We start from the raw sequence: 15,364 nt of genomic DNA, 5'->3' as shown, positions 1-15,364 counted from the left end.
TTTTTTTCAGTATTTGGCGGAGAGAGAGGGATTCGAACCCTCGTTAGGTTTAACCCTAAACACACTTTCCAGGCGTGCGCCTTCAGCCACTCAGCCACCTCTCCAAATTTTGCTTTTTGTATTGTGTGCCGTTAAAACGCCACTGCTGCTACAAAAGAGGCGCGTATGTTAGGGAAAACCGCTTGGTAGCGCAAGTATTAACTGCATTCAAAGGGATGATGCGGTGATTTATTCGTCAAATCACCGCTAATAACCTACAAAAATCATCAAACTGATAACAATTAGGCTGATGGTTGCGGTAACACTATCTTATTGTTAATGACCATGATGCAGTCCATACCGGCGTTTTGCGCTGCTTGACGACCTATTTCGGTGTCTTCGAACACGACACATTCTGCTGCTGTTAGCCCCATGTTTTTAGCGACGGTTAAAAAGGTTTCGCCGTGAGGTTTTCCGTGTGTTACATCGGTAGCGGTGACAACAGTTTCAAGACGTTCTAACAAGCCCGTTGCTGTCAGTACGTTAATGGCATTATTTCGGTCTGATCCGGTTCCTACACCCATTTTTAAGATGTTTTGATAACGTTGCATCACGTTAAAGGTATCTTCGATTACAGCTGGACTGTCCTCTAGGTTGAGAAAGGCTTGGCGTTTGGTTTCGGTAACTTGGTCCACGTCATGGTTAAGACCATATTTTTCATTCATTAATCCGGCTATTTCTCGGGTAGGCACGCCACCAAGGTTATGGATGTATTCGCTATCAAAGGGATAGTCATACTGTTCGCAGGTTTGTTGCCAGGCTTTATTGTGTGCGCCCATCGAATCTATCAATGTGCCATCCATATCAAACACTATGCCTTTATAACGGCTTAAATCGGGCATATCATGCTCCTTAGTAGTAAATTGCAACGAATTATAAGGTGTGAGTGTGAACTTAAAATGAAAAAGCCAGGGTCACTGGCTTTTACTGATAGGCGTTTAAATCCGCCTTAGGCGTTGCCTGTAACTTTCATTTTTAACTCAGCTGAAAAATCTAACATGCGATTTAACGGTATTAACGCTCGTTGCCGCAAAGCCTCATCTACAAAAATTTCATGCCCTTTGATGTCTGTTAGTGATTGGTAAATGGCTTTTAGACCGTTCATAGCCATCCATGGGCAGTGGGCGCAGCTTTTACAGGTCGCGCCATTGCCAGCTGTGGGGGCTTCTAACAATATTTTATCAGGTGCGGCTTGCTGCATTTTATAAAAAATGCCGCGGTCAGTAGCCACAATAAAATGGCTATTGGGCAAGGTTTTAGCGGCGTTGATCAACTGCGTGGTTGAGCCAACAGCATCGGCCAAAGCAACCACACTGGCGGGCGATTCTGGGTGCACTAAAATAGCGGCGTCTGGGTAAAGGTACTTCATATCTAACAGGGCTTTTGCCGAAAACTCGTCGTGCACTATACATTCACCCTGCCACATCAACATATCAGCGCCAGTCTGTTTAGCGATATAGGCGCCTAAATGGCGATCCGGTGCCCAGATGATTTTTTCACCCAGCGAGTCTAAATGTTCCACAATTTCTAAAGCAATGCTCGATGTGACTACCCAGTCAGCGCGGGCTTTTACCGCCGCTGAGGTATTGGCGTACACCACTACAGTGTGATCGGGATGGGCATCACAAAAGGCTGAGAATTGCTCTTCAGGGCAGCCTATATCCAATGAACAGGTTGCCTCTAGCGTTGGCATCAACACGGTTTTTTCAGGACTGAGAATTTTAGCGGTTTCACCCATAAATTTCACGCCAGCCACAATCAAAGTATCGGCTTCGCAGTCGCGACCAAAACGCGCCATTTCTAGCGAGTCAGAAATACAGCCGCCCGTTTCTTCAGCTAAGGCTTGGATTTCAGGGTCGGTATAATAATGAGCGACCAATACGGCATTTTTTTGCTTAAGCAAGGTTTTGATCTCTTGCACATATTCTTGCTGTTGCGCTTTACTCAGGGCAGCAGGCTTAGCTGGAAAAGGATAATCTATGGTTTCGACAGGAAATAACTGGGACATAATCTGAATGTAACACTAACAGCAGCAAAAAACGTTCGAGTATTATACCCATGGTGATAGGGCCTTGTCACACAAATGACATTTTCATTTGTTATAGATTTTTAATTTTACCAGTATTGGCTTTTAGATATTGCTGATACTTAGCTCGCCAGAACTTGCTTTCTGATAGATTATTCGACTGTTCATACAATTGTGCAAAATTGACATGAGCCGAGGGTTGGTTAGGCATTTTTTGTAATTGTTTTTGCCACGCCTTTAGATAATTGGCTGGGATAAAGGCCGTATCGTGGTACTCCATAAAAGTGAGTTTTTTGGATGCTTTAAACGCTTGGCTAGTATGGTTATCACAAGTTCGAGCGGCATATAAATCACTGCTATTTTGCAAACCGATTGACTGCCAATACTGTCTATCTAGCTGTAATTGTTGTGCCTGTTTAAATACAATATTTGGTGCATCCACTCCGGCACAAACACGTTTTGCCAATTCTTTACTCAGCGGATATTCATCAATAAAGCCCGAAAAATGGGCTAACTCATGAATAAACACATCGTAGGTGTCCTTGCGATCGAGAAACATAATGCCGTTATGAACATTGGCTTTGCCTTTTTCAGCAAAGATCACCAGATGGGTAAAAGGTATGCTTTTTAATTTTTCGGCCAGTGACAGCAACTGGCAACCTAAACGGCCACCTTGTTGCCAGTTGTCCTCGCAGACAAGATCAACTGGGTCAAACCAAGTCAGGTCATAAATACAAATAGACAATGAACTCAGCCGTGGGTCTTTCGAAAAGCGCGCCCTGAAATATTCAGCTTGAGGAAGAGACTCGAGGTCGGCGGTCACAAACAATAACTTTTGTTTACAGTCATTTGGCAAGATGGATAGTTGCTGCATAAAGTCAGAGTGATGGTGTGTATTAAAAGCTGTGGCGTGATATTGATATAGGCTAGTTAAGGCTTGTAGATCCTCGTTGAGATTTTGAGTACCGAGAGAAGAAAACACCTGAGCCGACTCTTGATACTGTTTGTCTCGCCACAGTAATAAGCCTTTGGCTAGTTGTTGCTCGGCCTCAGCTTTAGATACTGGCATTGACGCTATACTGGGGACACTTAGATTGTCTGGCCCAGCAACTTCGATGCTAAGGTGTTCAACCATTAACCAAATGGGCAATAGCGCACATACTAAAGCTGAAACCCATTTGGTGAGTACTGTCATTATTATTGAGTTTGTATCTCGTTTGCTTCGACTTTATTGGCTTCATCACGTAACAAATTAAGCTCTAATCGAGCATAGCGGTGTTCTACATATTCAAATACGTTAGTACTTAACGCAAGTTTAAAGTAATTTGAGGCAATCCCTCTGTTCCCCCTAGCAGAGTGATACTTACCTAAATAAAAATAAGCTTCACATAATCTATCGGTCAATTGTTGTTGGCTTGTGACACCACCAATCAAACTACCTAATAATTGGTTTTCAGTGGTTTTATCAAGATATAAATCCACTATTTGGGTCGCCCAATTATTTTCATCTAGATTTTTTCGCTGCTGAGCCAATGCGGCCATTGCTTGAGGTTTATCAATTTCGCTAGAAGCCAGATAACTCCAAAGGGCGCGATAAGGATCCGAGGCATTGATGTTGTAAAAGGTACCAAAATCACGCACGGCCAAGTCGGGACGACCACCATAATACAAAGCAATACCGCGGTTTAAAAAGGCAAACTCCATATCTGGGTTGATGTCTAGTGAGGCATCAAAGGCTTCGTAGGCTTGAATAAAGTCCATTTGCTGGGTGTAATGTACCCCCATAGAATTATAAGCTTCAGCTAAGTCAGGCTTTAATTGGATCGCCAAGTTAAAATCGTACTGTGCTAATCCAGACAAACCAACACTGTCGTATAACGTGCCTCGTTGATGTAAGAGTTGTGCTCTTTGTTCATCTTCTAAATCGGTATTAGTTAAAATATGACTGTAACGGGCAATCGCTAATTGTGAGCGCTGATTCATTGGAGCAGGTTCAGCCAATAACAAGTTGCCCATTTGCGGATTGCTCTGTACTGGGCTGCTATTGTTGGCACAACCGAATAAGACTGCGCTAAGAAAAATGATGCTGCTGAGATGTTTATGCATATTAGTAGAGAAGTTTTACCTGAAAATAGATTATGTATATGACTCTAACTTTGACACTAGGTTGCAACACAACCCTTTAAAATTGTCAAAAAACAAGAAGAAGGTATGTGCGCTAGAGTCGCTTATTTCCCTGAGAAAGTAAAGTTACCCAGGCTACCCCTGATGTTTAAATGTGAATTAAACTTGAATCTGTAGCCCAAAATAAAGCAAACTACGCGGCCGAGTTAATTTTGAAGTCTGATTTTTATGACACTTAACCTAACAGCTGAATACAAAATGCTTTTGGCCTTAGCCACAAAAGCACAAAAAAATGCCCACGCGCCTTATTCCAATTTTCATGTGGGCGCCGCCATTCTAGACGAAAACGCGCAACTTCATGCCAGTTGTAACGTAGAAAATGCCGCCTACCCACAGGGCCAATGTGCCGAAGGAGGTGCTATTGCTGCGATGATTGCCGCCGGTAGTAAACACATTAAACAAATCTTAGTCGCAAGCCCCAACGATGACTTCTGCCCACCATGTGGCGGCTGTCGTCAAAAAATTGCTGAGTTTGCTGATGCTGAAACTGAAGTGCACATGGCCACCCAAAGTGGTGACGTGAAAACGGTCAAATTTACCGAATTACTGCCGTTGGCATTTGGTTTTGATAAAGAATAAACAAAGTTAAGCTTGATTGTTAGGCTCATAGCTTCCAATTAATTTGGCACTATCACGTGCCAAATTAATCTTTTTAATCCTAGTCACAGATTAGATAGGCGCTATGTTTTATTGCAAAAGATTGAAAACGGCATCATCCACTAGAATAGCCAATTCATCATTTACTGCTCAACAGCCATTACTGTTTGGTTTTGTTGACCTAATCCTGCAATGCCCAAAGCGACTTTGTCTCCCACTTTTAAGTACAAGGGAGGCTTTTGACCTAGACCCACTCCCGGAGGTGTGCCCGTTGTGATGACATCGCCTGGCTCTAAGGTGGTAAACTGGCTTAGGTAACTCACAATAAATGCGGGTTTAAATATCATGGTTTTGGTATTTCCATCCTGAAAACGCTGACCATTGACTTCAAGCCACATAGATAAATTCGCCACATCGGTGATTTCATCTTTAGTCACAAGATAAGGTCCAATTGGACCAAAAGAATCACAGCCTTTACCTTTATCCCATTGGTTGCCTCTTTCAAGTTGAAAGGTGCGCTCAGACACGTCATTACACACACAATAACCTGCGATATGCTGCTCAGCGTCTTGTTCCGAGACATAAGACGCTTTGCTACCGATCACAATCGCCAGTTCAACTTCCCAGTCTAACTTATCACTGCCTTTAGGTTGGATAATGTCATCGTTAGGACCACAAATTGCACTAGTGAACTTTGAAAACACCTCGGGTTCTGTCGGGATAGGCATATTGGATTCGGCTGCATGATCAGCATAGTTAAGCCCAATGCAGATGAATTTCCCTACTTTGTTGACGCAAGATCCTAAACGTACATCATCCGCAACAATCGGCAGCGAAGTTATATCTCGTGTTTGTAAATAAGCGAGTTGTTCGGGTTGTATGTTGGCACCATCGATATCAGCCAAAATAGATGACAAATCGCGGATTTTCCCGTCTTGATCCAACATCCCTGGTTTTTCGTGACCTTTAGGGCCAAATCGTAATAATTTCACATTGATTCCTATTCGTTAAATTGAGGATTAATTGTTTAAAGTGACAAAACCGCCGTCAATTGGAAAGTTACTTCCGGTAATAAAAGATGCTTCCTCGCTGCATAAATATTTGACCATAGCGCCGATTTCGTCTGGTTTTCCCATACGGCCAATAGGCTGAGTTTTAGACAATGTCTCAAACATTTCTGGTTTATTATCGGGATAATTTTTTTCTAAATAAGCATCAACAAAAGGGGTGTGAACACGCCCTGGCGCCACACTATTACAGCGGATCCCATAATTTATATAATCTTTAGCTATGGAGTAAGTCATAGTTAAAACTGCTCCTTTGCTCATTGAATAGGCAAATCTATCGGCAATCCCTACAGTAGAAGCTACAGAAGCCATATTCACTATGACGCCAGCCCCTTGTGCTTTCATATAAGGAACAGCTGCAAACGAGCAGTTATACAGGCCTTTTACATTAACTGCATACACCCTATCTAACTCGTCTTCAGATGTTTCTTCTAGTGTCCCAACAGATCCAATACCAGCATTATTAACCAGTACGTCAATGTGCTTAAATTCATCTTTTATTTGCGCGAAAACCTGCATAGTTTCTTGATGTTTTGAGACATTAAGCTGTATGGCTTTAGCAGTGCCACCAGCTAGATTGATTTCATCGGCCGTTCTTTTTGCTGCCTCTATATCCATATCCAATACAATCACTGTATGTTTAAGTGTTGTTAAGGCTTTGCAAATGCTATATCCAATACCACTGCCTCCGCCTGTTACTACTGACACTTTATTCTCTTCTGTCATATTACTTTCTCTTCATTTAACCGATAAAATTCACTGGCCGTACCTGACCAAAAACGAATCTGTTCACGCTGGGACCATGAACTGACTAATTCCCTACATAAGTCAAACCACCCCTTATAGCTGTTATTGATATTCACCACTGGCCAGTCGCTTCCCCACATCATTCTTTCAACTCCAAATACTTTGGTAATGTGCTGAAAATAGTGTTGATAATGTTCTACAAGTTGCTGCTTTCTACCCGCTTCAGTTGATAGCCCTGAAACTTTTACGTATACATTGGAGAGGCTTGAAAATCGGCAAATAGAGGTTGCCCAATTATCAAATGCATTTGCATGGATGTTAGGTTTTGCACAATGGTTGATAACCATTTTTAAATCCGGGAATGTCTGAGCAATATGTAAAATAGCGTCAAGGTGCTCACCGCGCACTAACGCATCAAAACTTAAATTGTGCTCAATCAAAAAATTAAAAATGGGGGTGAAATTAGGATTTAAAATCCACTCTACATCCTCTATATCTTGCAACATTGGCCTTATGCCTTTGAATTTTGGTTCAGCAGCAAGCTGTTGCAAACGAGCACAAACAAGCGAAGAATGAGCATTCATATCAACCCAACCAACCACACCCGCTAGGGAGTCAGACTTTTGTGTCAACGACAGTAAAAAGTCTGTTTCTGCGTCAGTAGGCGCAGCCTGAATAACAACAGCTTTGTTTACCCCAAGACCAGTACTTGCTTGTTGCCAGTCTAGTGGCAAACGGTCCTGATATAACACGCCCAAATAAGGCGTTAGCCATGCATAATCTTGGCGGCTGAGTTTCCAAAAATGCAGATGGCTATCGACTATTTCCAATTGATTATCTAAAGTCATTTCAAACCTCACCAGGCACAGGCGCATCTTGTCTTATCAGCTGTTGTTGCTTTAAGGTTTGCCAAAACTGCATTGGTATCTGTTCTGAAAACAACTGACTGGTTTTAATTGCCCTGTCTGCACTGTCTATTCCGGGGATCACTGTAGCAACCGCTGGGTGGGCTAATGGAAACTGCAAAGCAGCCGCCGCTAATGACACATTAAATTCTGCACAAACCTCTTCAATGCGTGCTACTTTTTTTACTATATTTGCTGGCGCTGGTTCATAATTGTATATAGGTGTATCAGGCCCTTTAACACCTGTGGCTAATATGCCTGAGTTATAGGGGCCACCCAAAATAATCGACGCGCCGTGTGCTTCACATTTAGGTAAAAAACTCGATAAAGCATCTTGTTCGAGCAGGGAATAACGACCCGCTAATAAAAAACAATCAAATTGGCCAAGCTCCATCACACGCTCACAAATAGCGGTTTCATTCACTCCCAATCCTACCGCTTTTATTAACCCCTGTTGACGCAACTCTTCTAATGCCCGATAGCCACTGGTTTGAAACTGCTCAAAATAATAGTCATCCTTTTCGCCATGAGTATCAAAACCAATATCGTGCACTAATAAAATATCAATTTTTGCTAAACCTAAACGCTGCAAACTATCAAAATACGAACGCATAATGCCGTCGTAGCTATAGTCATAATGCGCATCAAAAGGCATAGGGGTATCAAAGCCATACCTAAGCTGACTGGTATCTGCGTTCACATCTGGCGTTAACACTCGGCCGACTTTAGTAGAAAGCACATACTCATCTGCGCCTATAGTGCGTAAAACATCTCCTACCCGTCGCTCACTTAAACCCAGTCCATAACGGGGGGCAGTATCAAATAAATTAATGCCTTGGCTTATAGCCGCGTGTAAAGTGCGACTGGCTTCTTCATCGCTTATTGCCTTATATAAATTCCCTAAGGATGCAGCACCAAATCCTAAACTGGAGACCTTTAATTGCGTCTGACCAATGGTTTTTTTAGTGATCTTATTAGCAATAGACACAGTGTTATTCCTCGACAAGATACTGAGGTAAATCTGCCACTTTTGAACAACCTAATTGGTTCATTATTTGTGTAAGCTGCATCATTAACGTATTGATAGTGTGATAGCCGCCTTTTTTGCCCAATGCCCCCACGCCATACACAAAAGGACGTCCTAAAAAGGTAAAGTCGGCACCAGAAGCCAAAGAAGCAGCAATGTTGGTACCGCTGCGCAAGCCACTGTCCATAAAAATTTTAATATCCGAACGGTACTTTTTGGCGATCCCCTGTAAGGGTTTTATTGGCGACTCACCGGCATCCAATTGGCGACCACCATGATTGGAAATCACCACGCCATCGGCACCCAGCTCTATGGCCAATTTCACATCTTGGGGATTAATTAAGCCTTTAATCACTAAAGGACCTTGCCACATATCACGAATGGGCTTTAAGCCTTCAATATCGACACGGCCCATAACAGTCTTGTTCATAAATGCGGCCAGTTGATCCATCGGCATGTCTTTTGGCATATAAGGTTTTAAGGTTTGCATTTCGGGTTTACCCGCCAAAGCGGTTTCCCATAGCCAACTGGGTTTAGCCAACATTTGTAGGATATTTTTTACTGTCATATTAGGGGGCATGGCTAAACCATTTTTAATATCTCTTGGCCTAAACCCGAAGGTGGGCACATCAACAGTGACCACCAGCACCGGATAGCCAGCTTGCTTAATTCTGTTTAACAAATCTTCGCGAATACTGTTATCTGTTGGATTGTAGAGTTGATACCAAGCCTTGCCTTGGGAGATTTCAGCTATGGATTCTAAGCTGGCAGATGACACTGTGCTTAGTACATAAGGAATGTTTTTATCGGCAGCGGATTTGGCTAATATTTCCGGCGCCTTAGGCCACATCAAACCTTGTAGACCAATGGGCGCAATACCAAAAGGCGCGCTATAGGTGTGGCCAAATAACTCTACTTCTAAATGACTTTTATCAAAAGGTGTTAATAATTGACTACGTAATTGCACCGCGGCAACATCGCTACGATTTCGGGCGACACTTATCTCTTCCATGCAGCCCCCCTCTAGGTAATCAAACGCAAAATTGGGTATGCGTTTTTGGGCTTTTGCTCGCAGATCGCTGATATCTGGGTATCTAGGATCAAAAAAATCTTTCATTACAACTTGCTCCTAAATATCTTGCGTGGAAATGGGTTGAGTTTTGCCATGCAACACCATAGTGCCCCATTGTTTTAACCAAGTGCGTTTGTCTCTTTCACCCGACCACCAGTTCTCATGCCAAAAATTGCCCCAGTTACCGGCTCCCTCGTTTTCATTATCTAAATCAGCAACGGCTAAATTTAAGCCCATTTTAGTGACTGGCAAATCGGCTGACCAAAACTCTCCAGGGGAGATCTCTAAACAAGGATCAGGGCGAATGCGCCACTCCACTGTATAACCTTTAGCATCAGGTTTAATCTGTACTTTCGCTTCCATGTCTTTGTTGAGTATCCACTTTTGGTAATTGTTCCAAGCAGATAACATTGAACGTTCTTCCCCTTCCAATAAACCGGCCACACCTAAACCACCTAATCGCGACTTATGAGTACTCACAACCATTTGCCAACTATGACCATTGCCTTTATTTAACTCGCCATCTTCTTGGCTAAAGCTATTTTTAGCGTTAATCAATACTTCCACGCCATCCCCAAACCAAGGAAAGCCTTCTCTGGTTAACTCATGGGCATTTGGGTTTTCTTGGGGCAACCAACGGGGGGTATCTACGCCATACATAAGGTTATCCACAATATCGAAAGCAAAATATAGGTATTCGCCATCATGTTTGATCCACACTGTGCCAGATAAGTCTTTTGGGTCGGATACGGCAGAGAACTGCGGATTCCAATTTTCAACGCCTGTTAACATAGTGGCATCTTGATATTCATTTTGATCAATGAACCCATCAAAGGTTGGCGTTTCTCCTCGATACACATTCACTTCAGGCGCCCCTAGGCCATCAGTGTTTGTGGTTAGAGGTTCACTATGACTTGCTGTTTTTTTTGTCGATGAGCTTGTCGTAGGGCTTGACGATAATTCTGTTGGTAAGCTTGAGGGTATGTCTGAGGTGTTGCCGGCATTTCTAGCCAAATACTCAAAGCCAGCATACAACCCAACCATAACAATGGCTAATATCAACCAGCCTTTCCAAATTGACTTATTTTGGCTCGAGTCGGTATTGGCTACGTCTTTAAACTTAGGTAAAAACTCTTCATCGGCAGAGTGTTTCGTGACTAACGAAATACCAATCGTAATCGCAGAAGTCACAATAAATAATATAAATGTTAGGTTTAAAAAATGTGGCCATTGTTCAAATAAGCCAAAAGTCTGTCCATTTATGCTACAAATACCCACTGTCATACAGGTAATACAACCAAGCACAAAACCATAAGTGGCGCCTGCAGTTGTTACGCGTTTCCAAAGTAATCCAACTAAAAATAACGTAGTTAACGGTGGAGCAAGAAAAGCAATAAGTGTTTGGAATATTTCAAATAAATTTGTCGCCATTCCTTCCATTGCTAAAGCCCAAACAAAGGCTAAAGCACTGGCCGCTAATGTGACAATTCGTCCAATTAACCTGACTTCTTTGCCTGAAAGCTCTTTACCCTTTTTAATCATGGGTTGATAAATGTCTAAGGTAAAAATAGTACTGAATGAATTGAGTCCTGAATCTAGAGTACTAATTAACGCTGCCATTAGTACCGCGATCATTAGCCCTCTAAACCCAATCGGCATGTACTCAGATACCATGGCGATAAAGGCACCATCGGTATTATCTATACCAGGTTGTAATACATAGAAAATAATACCGGGCAGGATAAAAATAAAAGGCGGAAGTATTTTCAATACAGCAGCCAGTAAAATGCCTTTTTGCGCAGTAGGCACATCTTTTGAGGCAAACACTCTTTGCACTATGGTTTGGTCTGTACACCAAAACCACACCCCCATTATCGGATAGCCCAATACAAAGGACATCCAAGGTACACTTTCTGAGTCAAAATCAATTAGACGCCAATATTCTGCGGGCGCTTTAGCCATCAATCCATCAATGCCCCCCACTTCATAAAGGCCAATTAATGTTAACGCGGCCATACCAACAATCATTAAAACAGTTTGAAATGCATCCGTTGCTATGACTGCCGCTAAGCCTCCTACAATAGTAAAGCTGGTTGCAATAATCAGCAGTAATAATACCGATTGCCACAACTCCCATCCTGTAAACTGAGAAAACAACAATCCACCGACGTATAAGCCGCTACCTAACCATATGATTACTATTGTGATTAGTGAGTAAATAGACAATAAGCGATACATGCCGTCGCCAAATCTACGTTTGATGATTTGCGGTATAGTGGTCACATTTGATTTGAGGTAAAAAGGCGTAAAAACCATGCCTAAAATCAATAAAAATATCCAAGCAAACCATTCGAAGTTGGCGATTAACATACCTGAACTATAGGCGGCCCCAAAACTAGCAATCAGAAAAGAAGGACCGATATTGGTTCCCCATATCGACATACCAATACTCGCAAAACCGACACTTTTGTCGCCAACGAATAAGCTTGCATTCTTTGCTTGTCTCATAGAGACAAATAAACCGATTGCTAAAAGGAGGAATACATAGATCCCGATTACGTAAAAGTCTATTGAATGGAGCACTGCATTTTCAACCATATTGATTTGTATATTAAAAAACACAAAATGACGCTAAAAAATTAGCGTCATTTTCCTATCGATCTACACTGCTTAAAACTTAGAAAGCAGCACGAACACTCACGACTGCAGTTCTAGGTCTAGTGACATAGTCACGGAAGTTGCTACTTTCGTTAATGTAGTTACGAGCATCTTCTTCGGTTAAATTGATGATATTTAAACTCAGATCAACATTCTCCATAACCGTATATGAGAAGTTCATATCAAGTTGCCCTGAACCTTCTCCAAACGCTGGCTGGTTAGCACGGTCAAAACCGCCACCTAATGCTTGGAAATAATCATCTCGGTAAATGTATGCTAAACGCGCTGAAAACACCTCAGTTTCGTAATAAGCAATAGCATTGAAGTTATGTTTAGATGCGCCAGGGAAACCATGTTCTAACAAAGGATTGTTATCTGGGTTTTCAAATTCTGAGTCAACGAAGGTGTAGTTCGCTTGAAGACCAAAATCACCAAAGACAATATTGCCGCCAAGTTCAAGCCCATACACTTGACCTTTTGCCACGTTAATTGGCTGAGTGGTATCGAACAATTGGTCGTAGCCATCTATTGCCACATCGCTGCGCGCTTCAGTGAGCACAAAGTCAGATACGTCTTTATAGAAAAGACTGGCAAATAAAGCGCTGCCTTCTTCTGTATAGTATTCAAGTGTTGTGTCAAATGACCATGCTGTGTAGGGATTTAAGTCAGCGTTACCAATTTCAGCGGTTGAATTGATAGTGGAGTCATAACCAACATAGCTTGTATCTTGTAAGTTAACTGAACCGTTTACTTTTAAATCAGTATATTCAGGTTGCGACATGGTTTTTGCAAAACCGACACGCCACTGAGTATTTTCTGTTAACTCAAGCATAAAGTTTGCACTAGGCAAAAACTGGAAATCAGTACTGTCTGCTTGCGCACCTATGTAACCCAACTCATCAACAATGGCGTTTAAGGAATTCACGATACGAGTGGTTTGAAAACCATAAACGGTACGATCAGTCGCTACTAAGCGCACCCCCATATTGGCGGAAAAGAGCTTATCATCTACCTCACCTTCCATATCTGCTTGGACGTAAAAAGCTGTTGTCTTTTCTTCCACCACGAATGAATTGGCTTTGTCTAAAGGTAACCCCGTGCTGTCGTCTGCATTTAGCAATGAACCATTTACGGCTGAGGATGATGCTCTTTCGTTAAAAATGTCAGGGAACACGGCTGCTTGCGCATCGTAATCAGGCTCTAGAAATTGATTAAATCCAATACCTGAACCGGGAAACAAAGGCTCGGTTAAGTTACCAGTGAAAGATGCCGCTGCTAAATCAGCATCGTCCCATATCAAGGTAAAACGCCCGGTTTCACGCACGTCAATTTCAGTATCTGCCTGGCGAACACCTGCTTTGATCTTCATACCATCTTCAAGCACCCATTCAGCATCTAACTTTATGGCTAACTGCTCGTTGCTGCCTCGACGGTCGCGACCAAAAAAGCCCACACTGACATATGAATTAGGATCGTTTACTTCACTACCATAGGTAAATGATGGCAGATCACCGCTTCCATCAAAACGGAAGTCACTTGGATCCAGTCCATAAGCGCCCATAATGCCTAAACGTAAATCTTGCACAAATTTAACACTTGAGTAAGAAATATCTGCCTTTAAGCTAAAGTCGCTATAAGCACCGTACTCAGCGTTAAAACCAATTACATTGTTTTCAGATAAGTTGTCGAACAACAAATCAAAGTTTTCTACTTTAAAGTCGCCTCCTGGGTTGGTCACACCAGAACCATCAATTGATTGCACGAAATTATTTTCGATTGATATGGCACTCTCATCAAATACACCATTGTAATCAAAGAATAAATCTACAGTGGGGCGCTGTGAATAAACATCATAAGTAGAGGTATAGCCATTAACACCAAACTTTAAATCGTCTTTTGCTTGCCATTCAAGACCATAGGAGACTGACTCGCGCTCTTTACTGCCGCGAATAGCGTTCATGGTAATCCGGCTATGGGAAATGACATCTTGTTCTACTCTATCGGCAATACCATCACCGTTGGTATCTATTTGAATGTCTCGCTCTTGCGCTCGGGTATAAGCCTCATCTACCGAATAATCAGCATCTGATGTCACAATCGCAACATAACCTGCTAGGGTATTATCGTCGTTGCGGGCGCCAAATACCCCAGAAAATTTAGGTGACCAATCTTCAGTTAGGCTGTCATTAACAGCAGAGACTGTTACTGCACCACCAAAGTTTTCATTGTTCTTATATAAGCTATGGGCTTTTAATGGCTCCATAGTTTGTAGCTCAACCGAACCACCAATCCCGCCTTCAATTGTTGAGGCTGTTGGCATTTTACGTACGACTACGCCACTAATAATTTCTGTAGGAATAACATCAAGGTTAAACTGGCGAATATTGCCAATACCTTCGTCACCGTGGGATAGAGGAGTACGGCCATTTACAGTGGTACTGACAAATAAGGGACCCATACCTCTAATTGAAGCGCGATCGCCGCCTATACCGTTATCATTGCGCTGGATCTGCACGCCGGGTATGCGTGCTATTGCTGCGCCTATATTGTCATCAGTAAATTTACCTAGGTCTTCGCTGGTAATTGCATCAACCACACCTTGAGAGCTGCGTTTTAAATTTTGCGAATTTATAATGCTGCCTCTAATCCCGCCTCTCACTTCAATCACTTCCGTTTCATTGTCGCTTTGAGTTTCTTGTGCACTTGCATTGAATTGAGCAAAAAGCAGCCCAGATGTTATCGCTGTTGCTAGTATTGATTTGTTAAATTTCATGTTTAGTTCCCATTATTGTTTTTACGTTGAGATACCGATATCAATCACCAACCTCAACCTAGGGATTAAATATTACATGGGCTTTTTGAAATATCAACAATATTCGTTAATATTTTTAACAACCTGTTAATCTCTGATTAATATTGACTTTTGATATCTCATAGCATTAAATGAAAACGTTCAATTAAACAAAACGTAGTGGATAATTTATCACATGACTAACAAATATGTGAAATATCACTGCATACTCGATAGTAATAAAAATCAAA

General features: G+C 42.1%; 12 protein-coding genes and 1 tRNA gene. 1 reads left to right on the top strand and 12 read right to left on the bottom strand.

All coding sequences use genetic code 11. The features are described 5' to 3' along the window. Nucleotides 1–14: 14 nt before the first annotated feature. The 5 genes from AAC000_RS18390 to nlpI all read right to left on the bottom strand — a co-directional run bounded on the left by AAC000_RS18390 (nucleotide 15) and on the right by nlpI (nucleotide 4,171). Nucleotides 15–104 (bottom strand) — tRNA-Ser (locus AAC000_RS18390). A 177-nt stretch (nucleotides 105–281) separates the two neighbouring features. Then, complete coding sequence (locus AAC000_RS18385) at nucleotides 282–881, bottom strand: beta-phosphoglucomutase family hydrolase (protein WP_339724768.1); 600 nt, start codon at nucleotides 879–881, stop codon at nucleotides 282–284. 107 nt (nucleotides 882–988) lie between these two features. Continuing rightward, nucleotides 989–2,047, bottom strand: coding sequence for a quinolinate synthase NadA (nadA, locus tag AAC000_RS18380; protein WP_339724767.1), 1,059 nt, complete (start codon nucleotides 2,045–2,047; stop codon nucleotides 989–991). Between the two features lie 91 nt (nucleotides 2,048–2,138). Continuing rightward, on the bottom strand, nucleotides 2,139–3,260 hold the full coding sequence (locus tag AAC000_RS18375) for a hypothetical protein (protein WP_339724766.1): 1,122 nt from the start codon (nucleotides 3,258–3,260) through the stop codon (nucleotides 2,139–2,141). A gap of 2 nt (nucleotides 3,261–3,262) precedes the next feature. Next, nucleotides 3,263–4,171, bottom strand: coding sequence for a lipoprotein NlpI (nlpI, locus tag AAC000_RS18370; protein WP_339724764.1), 909 nt, complete (start codon nucleotides 4,169–4,171; stop codon nucleotides 3,263–3,265). 246 nt (nucleotides 4,172–4,417) lie between these two features. Here nlpI and cdd point away from each other — a divergent pair, with 246 nt between their 5' ends. Next, a complete protein-coding gene (cdd, locus tag AAC000_RS18365) occupies nucleotides 4,418–4,828 on the top strand; it encodes a cytidine deaminase (protein WP_339724763.1) in 411 nt (136 codons plus the stop codon). A 161-nt stretch (nucleotides 4,829–4,989) separates the two neighbouring features. On the opposite strand, the gene AAC000_RS18360 is transcribed toward cdd, so the two are convergent. The 7 genes from AAC000_RS18360 to AAC000_RS18330 all read right to left on the bottom strand — a co-directional run bounded on the left by AAC000_RS18360 (nucleotide 4,990) and on the right by AAC000_RS18330 (nucleotide 15,095). Next, nucleotides 4,990–5,838: a fumarylacetoacetate hydrolase family protein gene (locus AAC000_RS18360; protein ID WP_339724762.1), complete on the bottom strand. Its 849-nt coding sequence runs from the start codon at nucleotides 5,836–5,838 to the stop codon at nucleotides 4,990–4,992. A gap of 27 nt (nucleotides 5,839–5,865) precedes the next feature. Continuing rightward, nucleotides 5,866–6,639 carry a glucose 1-dehydrogenase gene (locus AAC000_RS18355; RefSeq protein WP_339724761.1) on the bottom strand — a complete coding sequence of 258 codons (774 nt, stop codon included), beginning with the start codon at nucleotides 6,637–6,639 and terminating at the stop codon, nucleotides 5,866–5,868. Beyond that, the gene (locus AAC000_RS18350) at nucleotides 6,636–7,508 is read right to left on the bottom strand and encodes an amidohydrolase family protein (RefSeq protein ID WP_339724760.1); all 873 of its coding nucleotides are present in this window, start codon (nucleotides 7,506–7,508) and stop codon (nucleotides 6,636–6,638) included. Before AAC000_RS18350 ends, AAC000_RS18355 begins: the two co-directional genes overlap by 4 nt. Nucleotide 7,509: 1 nt before the next feature. Further along, entirely contained in the window at nucleotides 7,510–8,553 is a 1,044-nt protein-coding gene (locus AAC000_RS18345) for an aldo/keto reductase (RefSeq protein ID WP_339724758.1), read from the bottom strand. Nucleotides 8,554–8,557: 4 nt separating this feature from the next. Then, entirely contained in the window at nucleotides 8,558–9,709 is a 1,152-nt protein-coding gene (locus tag AAC000_RS18340; RefSeq protein WP_339724757.1) for an alpha-hydroxy acid oxidase, read from the bottom strand. Nucleotides 9,710–9,721: 12 nt separating this feature from the next. Further along, nucleotides 9,722–12,172 (bottom strand): sodium/solute symporter, encoded by a 2,451-nt coding sequence (locus AAC000_RS18335; RefSeq protein WP_339724755.1) that lies wholly within the window; start codon nucleotides 12,170–12,172, stop codon nucleotides 9,722–9,724. Between the two features lie 169 nt (nucleotides 12,173–12,341). Further along, nucleotides 12,342–15,095, bottom strand: coding sequence for a TonB-dependent receptor (locus tag AAC000_RS18330; protein WP_339724754.1), 2,754 nt, complete (start codon nucleotides 15,093–15,095; stop codon nucleotides 12,342–12,344). Nucleotides 15,096–15,364 lie beyond the last annotated feature (269 nt).

Origin of the sequence: uncultured Paraglaciecola sp. (assembly GCF_963977085.1) — a bacterium.
Taxonomy (GTDB): domain Bacteria; phylum Pseudomonadota; class Gammaproteobacteria; order Enterobacterales; family Alteromonadaceae; genus Paraglaciecola.
Note: the sequence above shows the minus strand (reverse complement) of the source record. Positions and strands in the feature narration are given on the sequence as shown.

Coding starts and splice junctions, on each gene's coding strand:
- nlpI (WP_339724764.1), bottom strand. CDS start 4,171: ATGCATAAACATCTCAGCAGCATCATTTTTCTTAGCGCAGTCTTATTC.
- cdd (WP_339724763.1), top strand. CDS start 4,418: ATGACACTTAACCTAACAGCTGAATACAAAATGCTTTTGGCCTTAGCC.
- AAC000_RS18375 (WP_339724766.1), bottom strand. CDS start 3,260: ATGACAGTACTCACCAAATGGGTTTCAGCTTTAGTATGTGCGCTATTG.
- AAC000_RS18335 (WP_339724755.1), bottom strand. CDS start 12,172: ATGAGACAAGCAAAGAATGCAAGCTTATTCGTTGGCGACAAAAGTGTC.
- AAC000_RS18330 (WP_339724754.1), bottom strand. CDS start 15,095: ATGAAATTTAACAAATCAATACTAGCAACAGCGATAACATCTGGGCTG.
- AAC000_RS18385 (WP_339724768.1), bottom strand. CDS start 881: ATGCCCGATTTAAGCCGTTATAAAGGCATAGTGTTTGATATGGATGGC.
- AAC000_RS18340 (WP_339724757.1), bottom strand. CDS start 9,709: ATGAAAGATTTTTTTGATCCTAGATACCCAGATATCAGCGATCTGCGA.
- nadA (WP_339724767.1), bottom strand. CDS start 2,047: ATGTCCCAGTTATTTCCTGTCGAAACCATAGATTATCCTTTTCCAGCT.
- AAC000_RS18355 (WP_339724761.1), bottom strand. CDS start 6,639: ATGACAGAAGAGAATAAAGTGTCAGTAGTAACAGGCGGAGGCAGTGGT.
- AAC000_RS18350 (WP_339724760.1), bottom strand. CDS start 7,508: ATGACTTTAGATAATCAATTGGAAATAGTCGATAGCCATCTGCATTTT.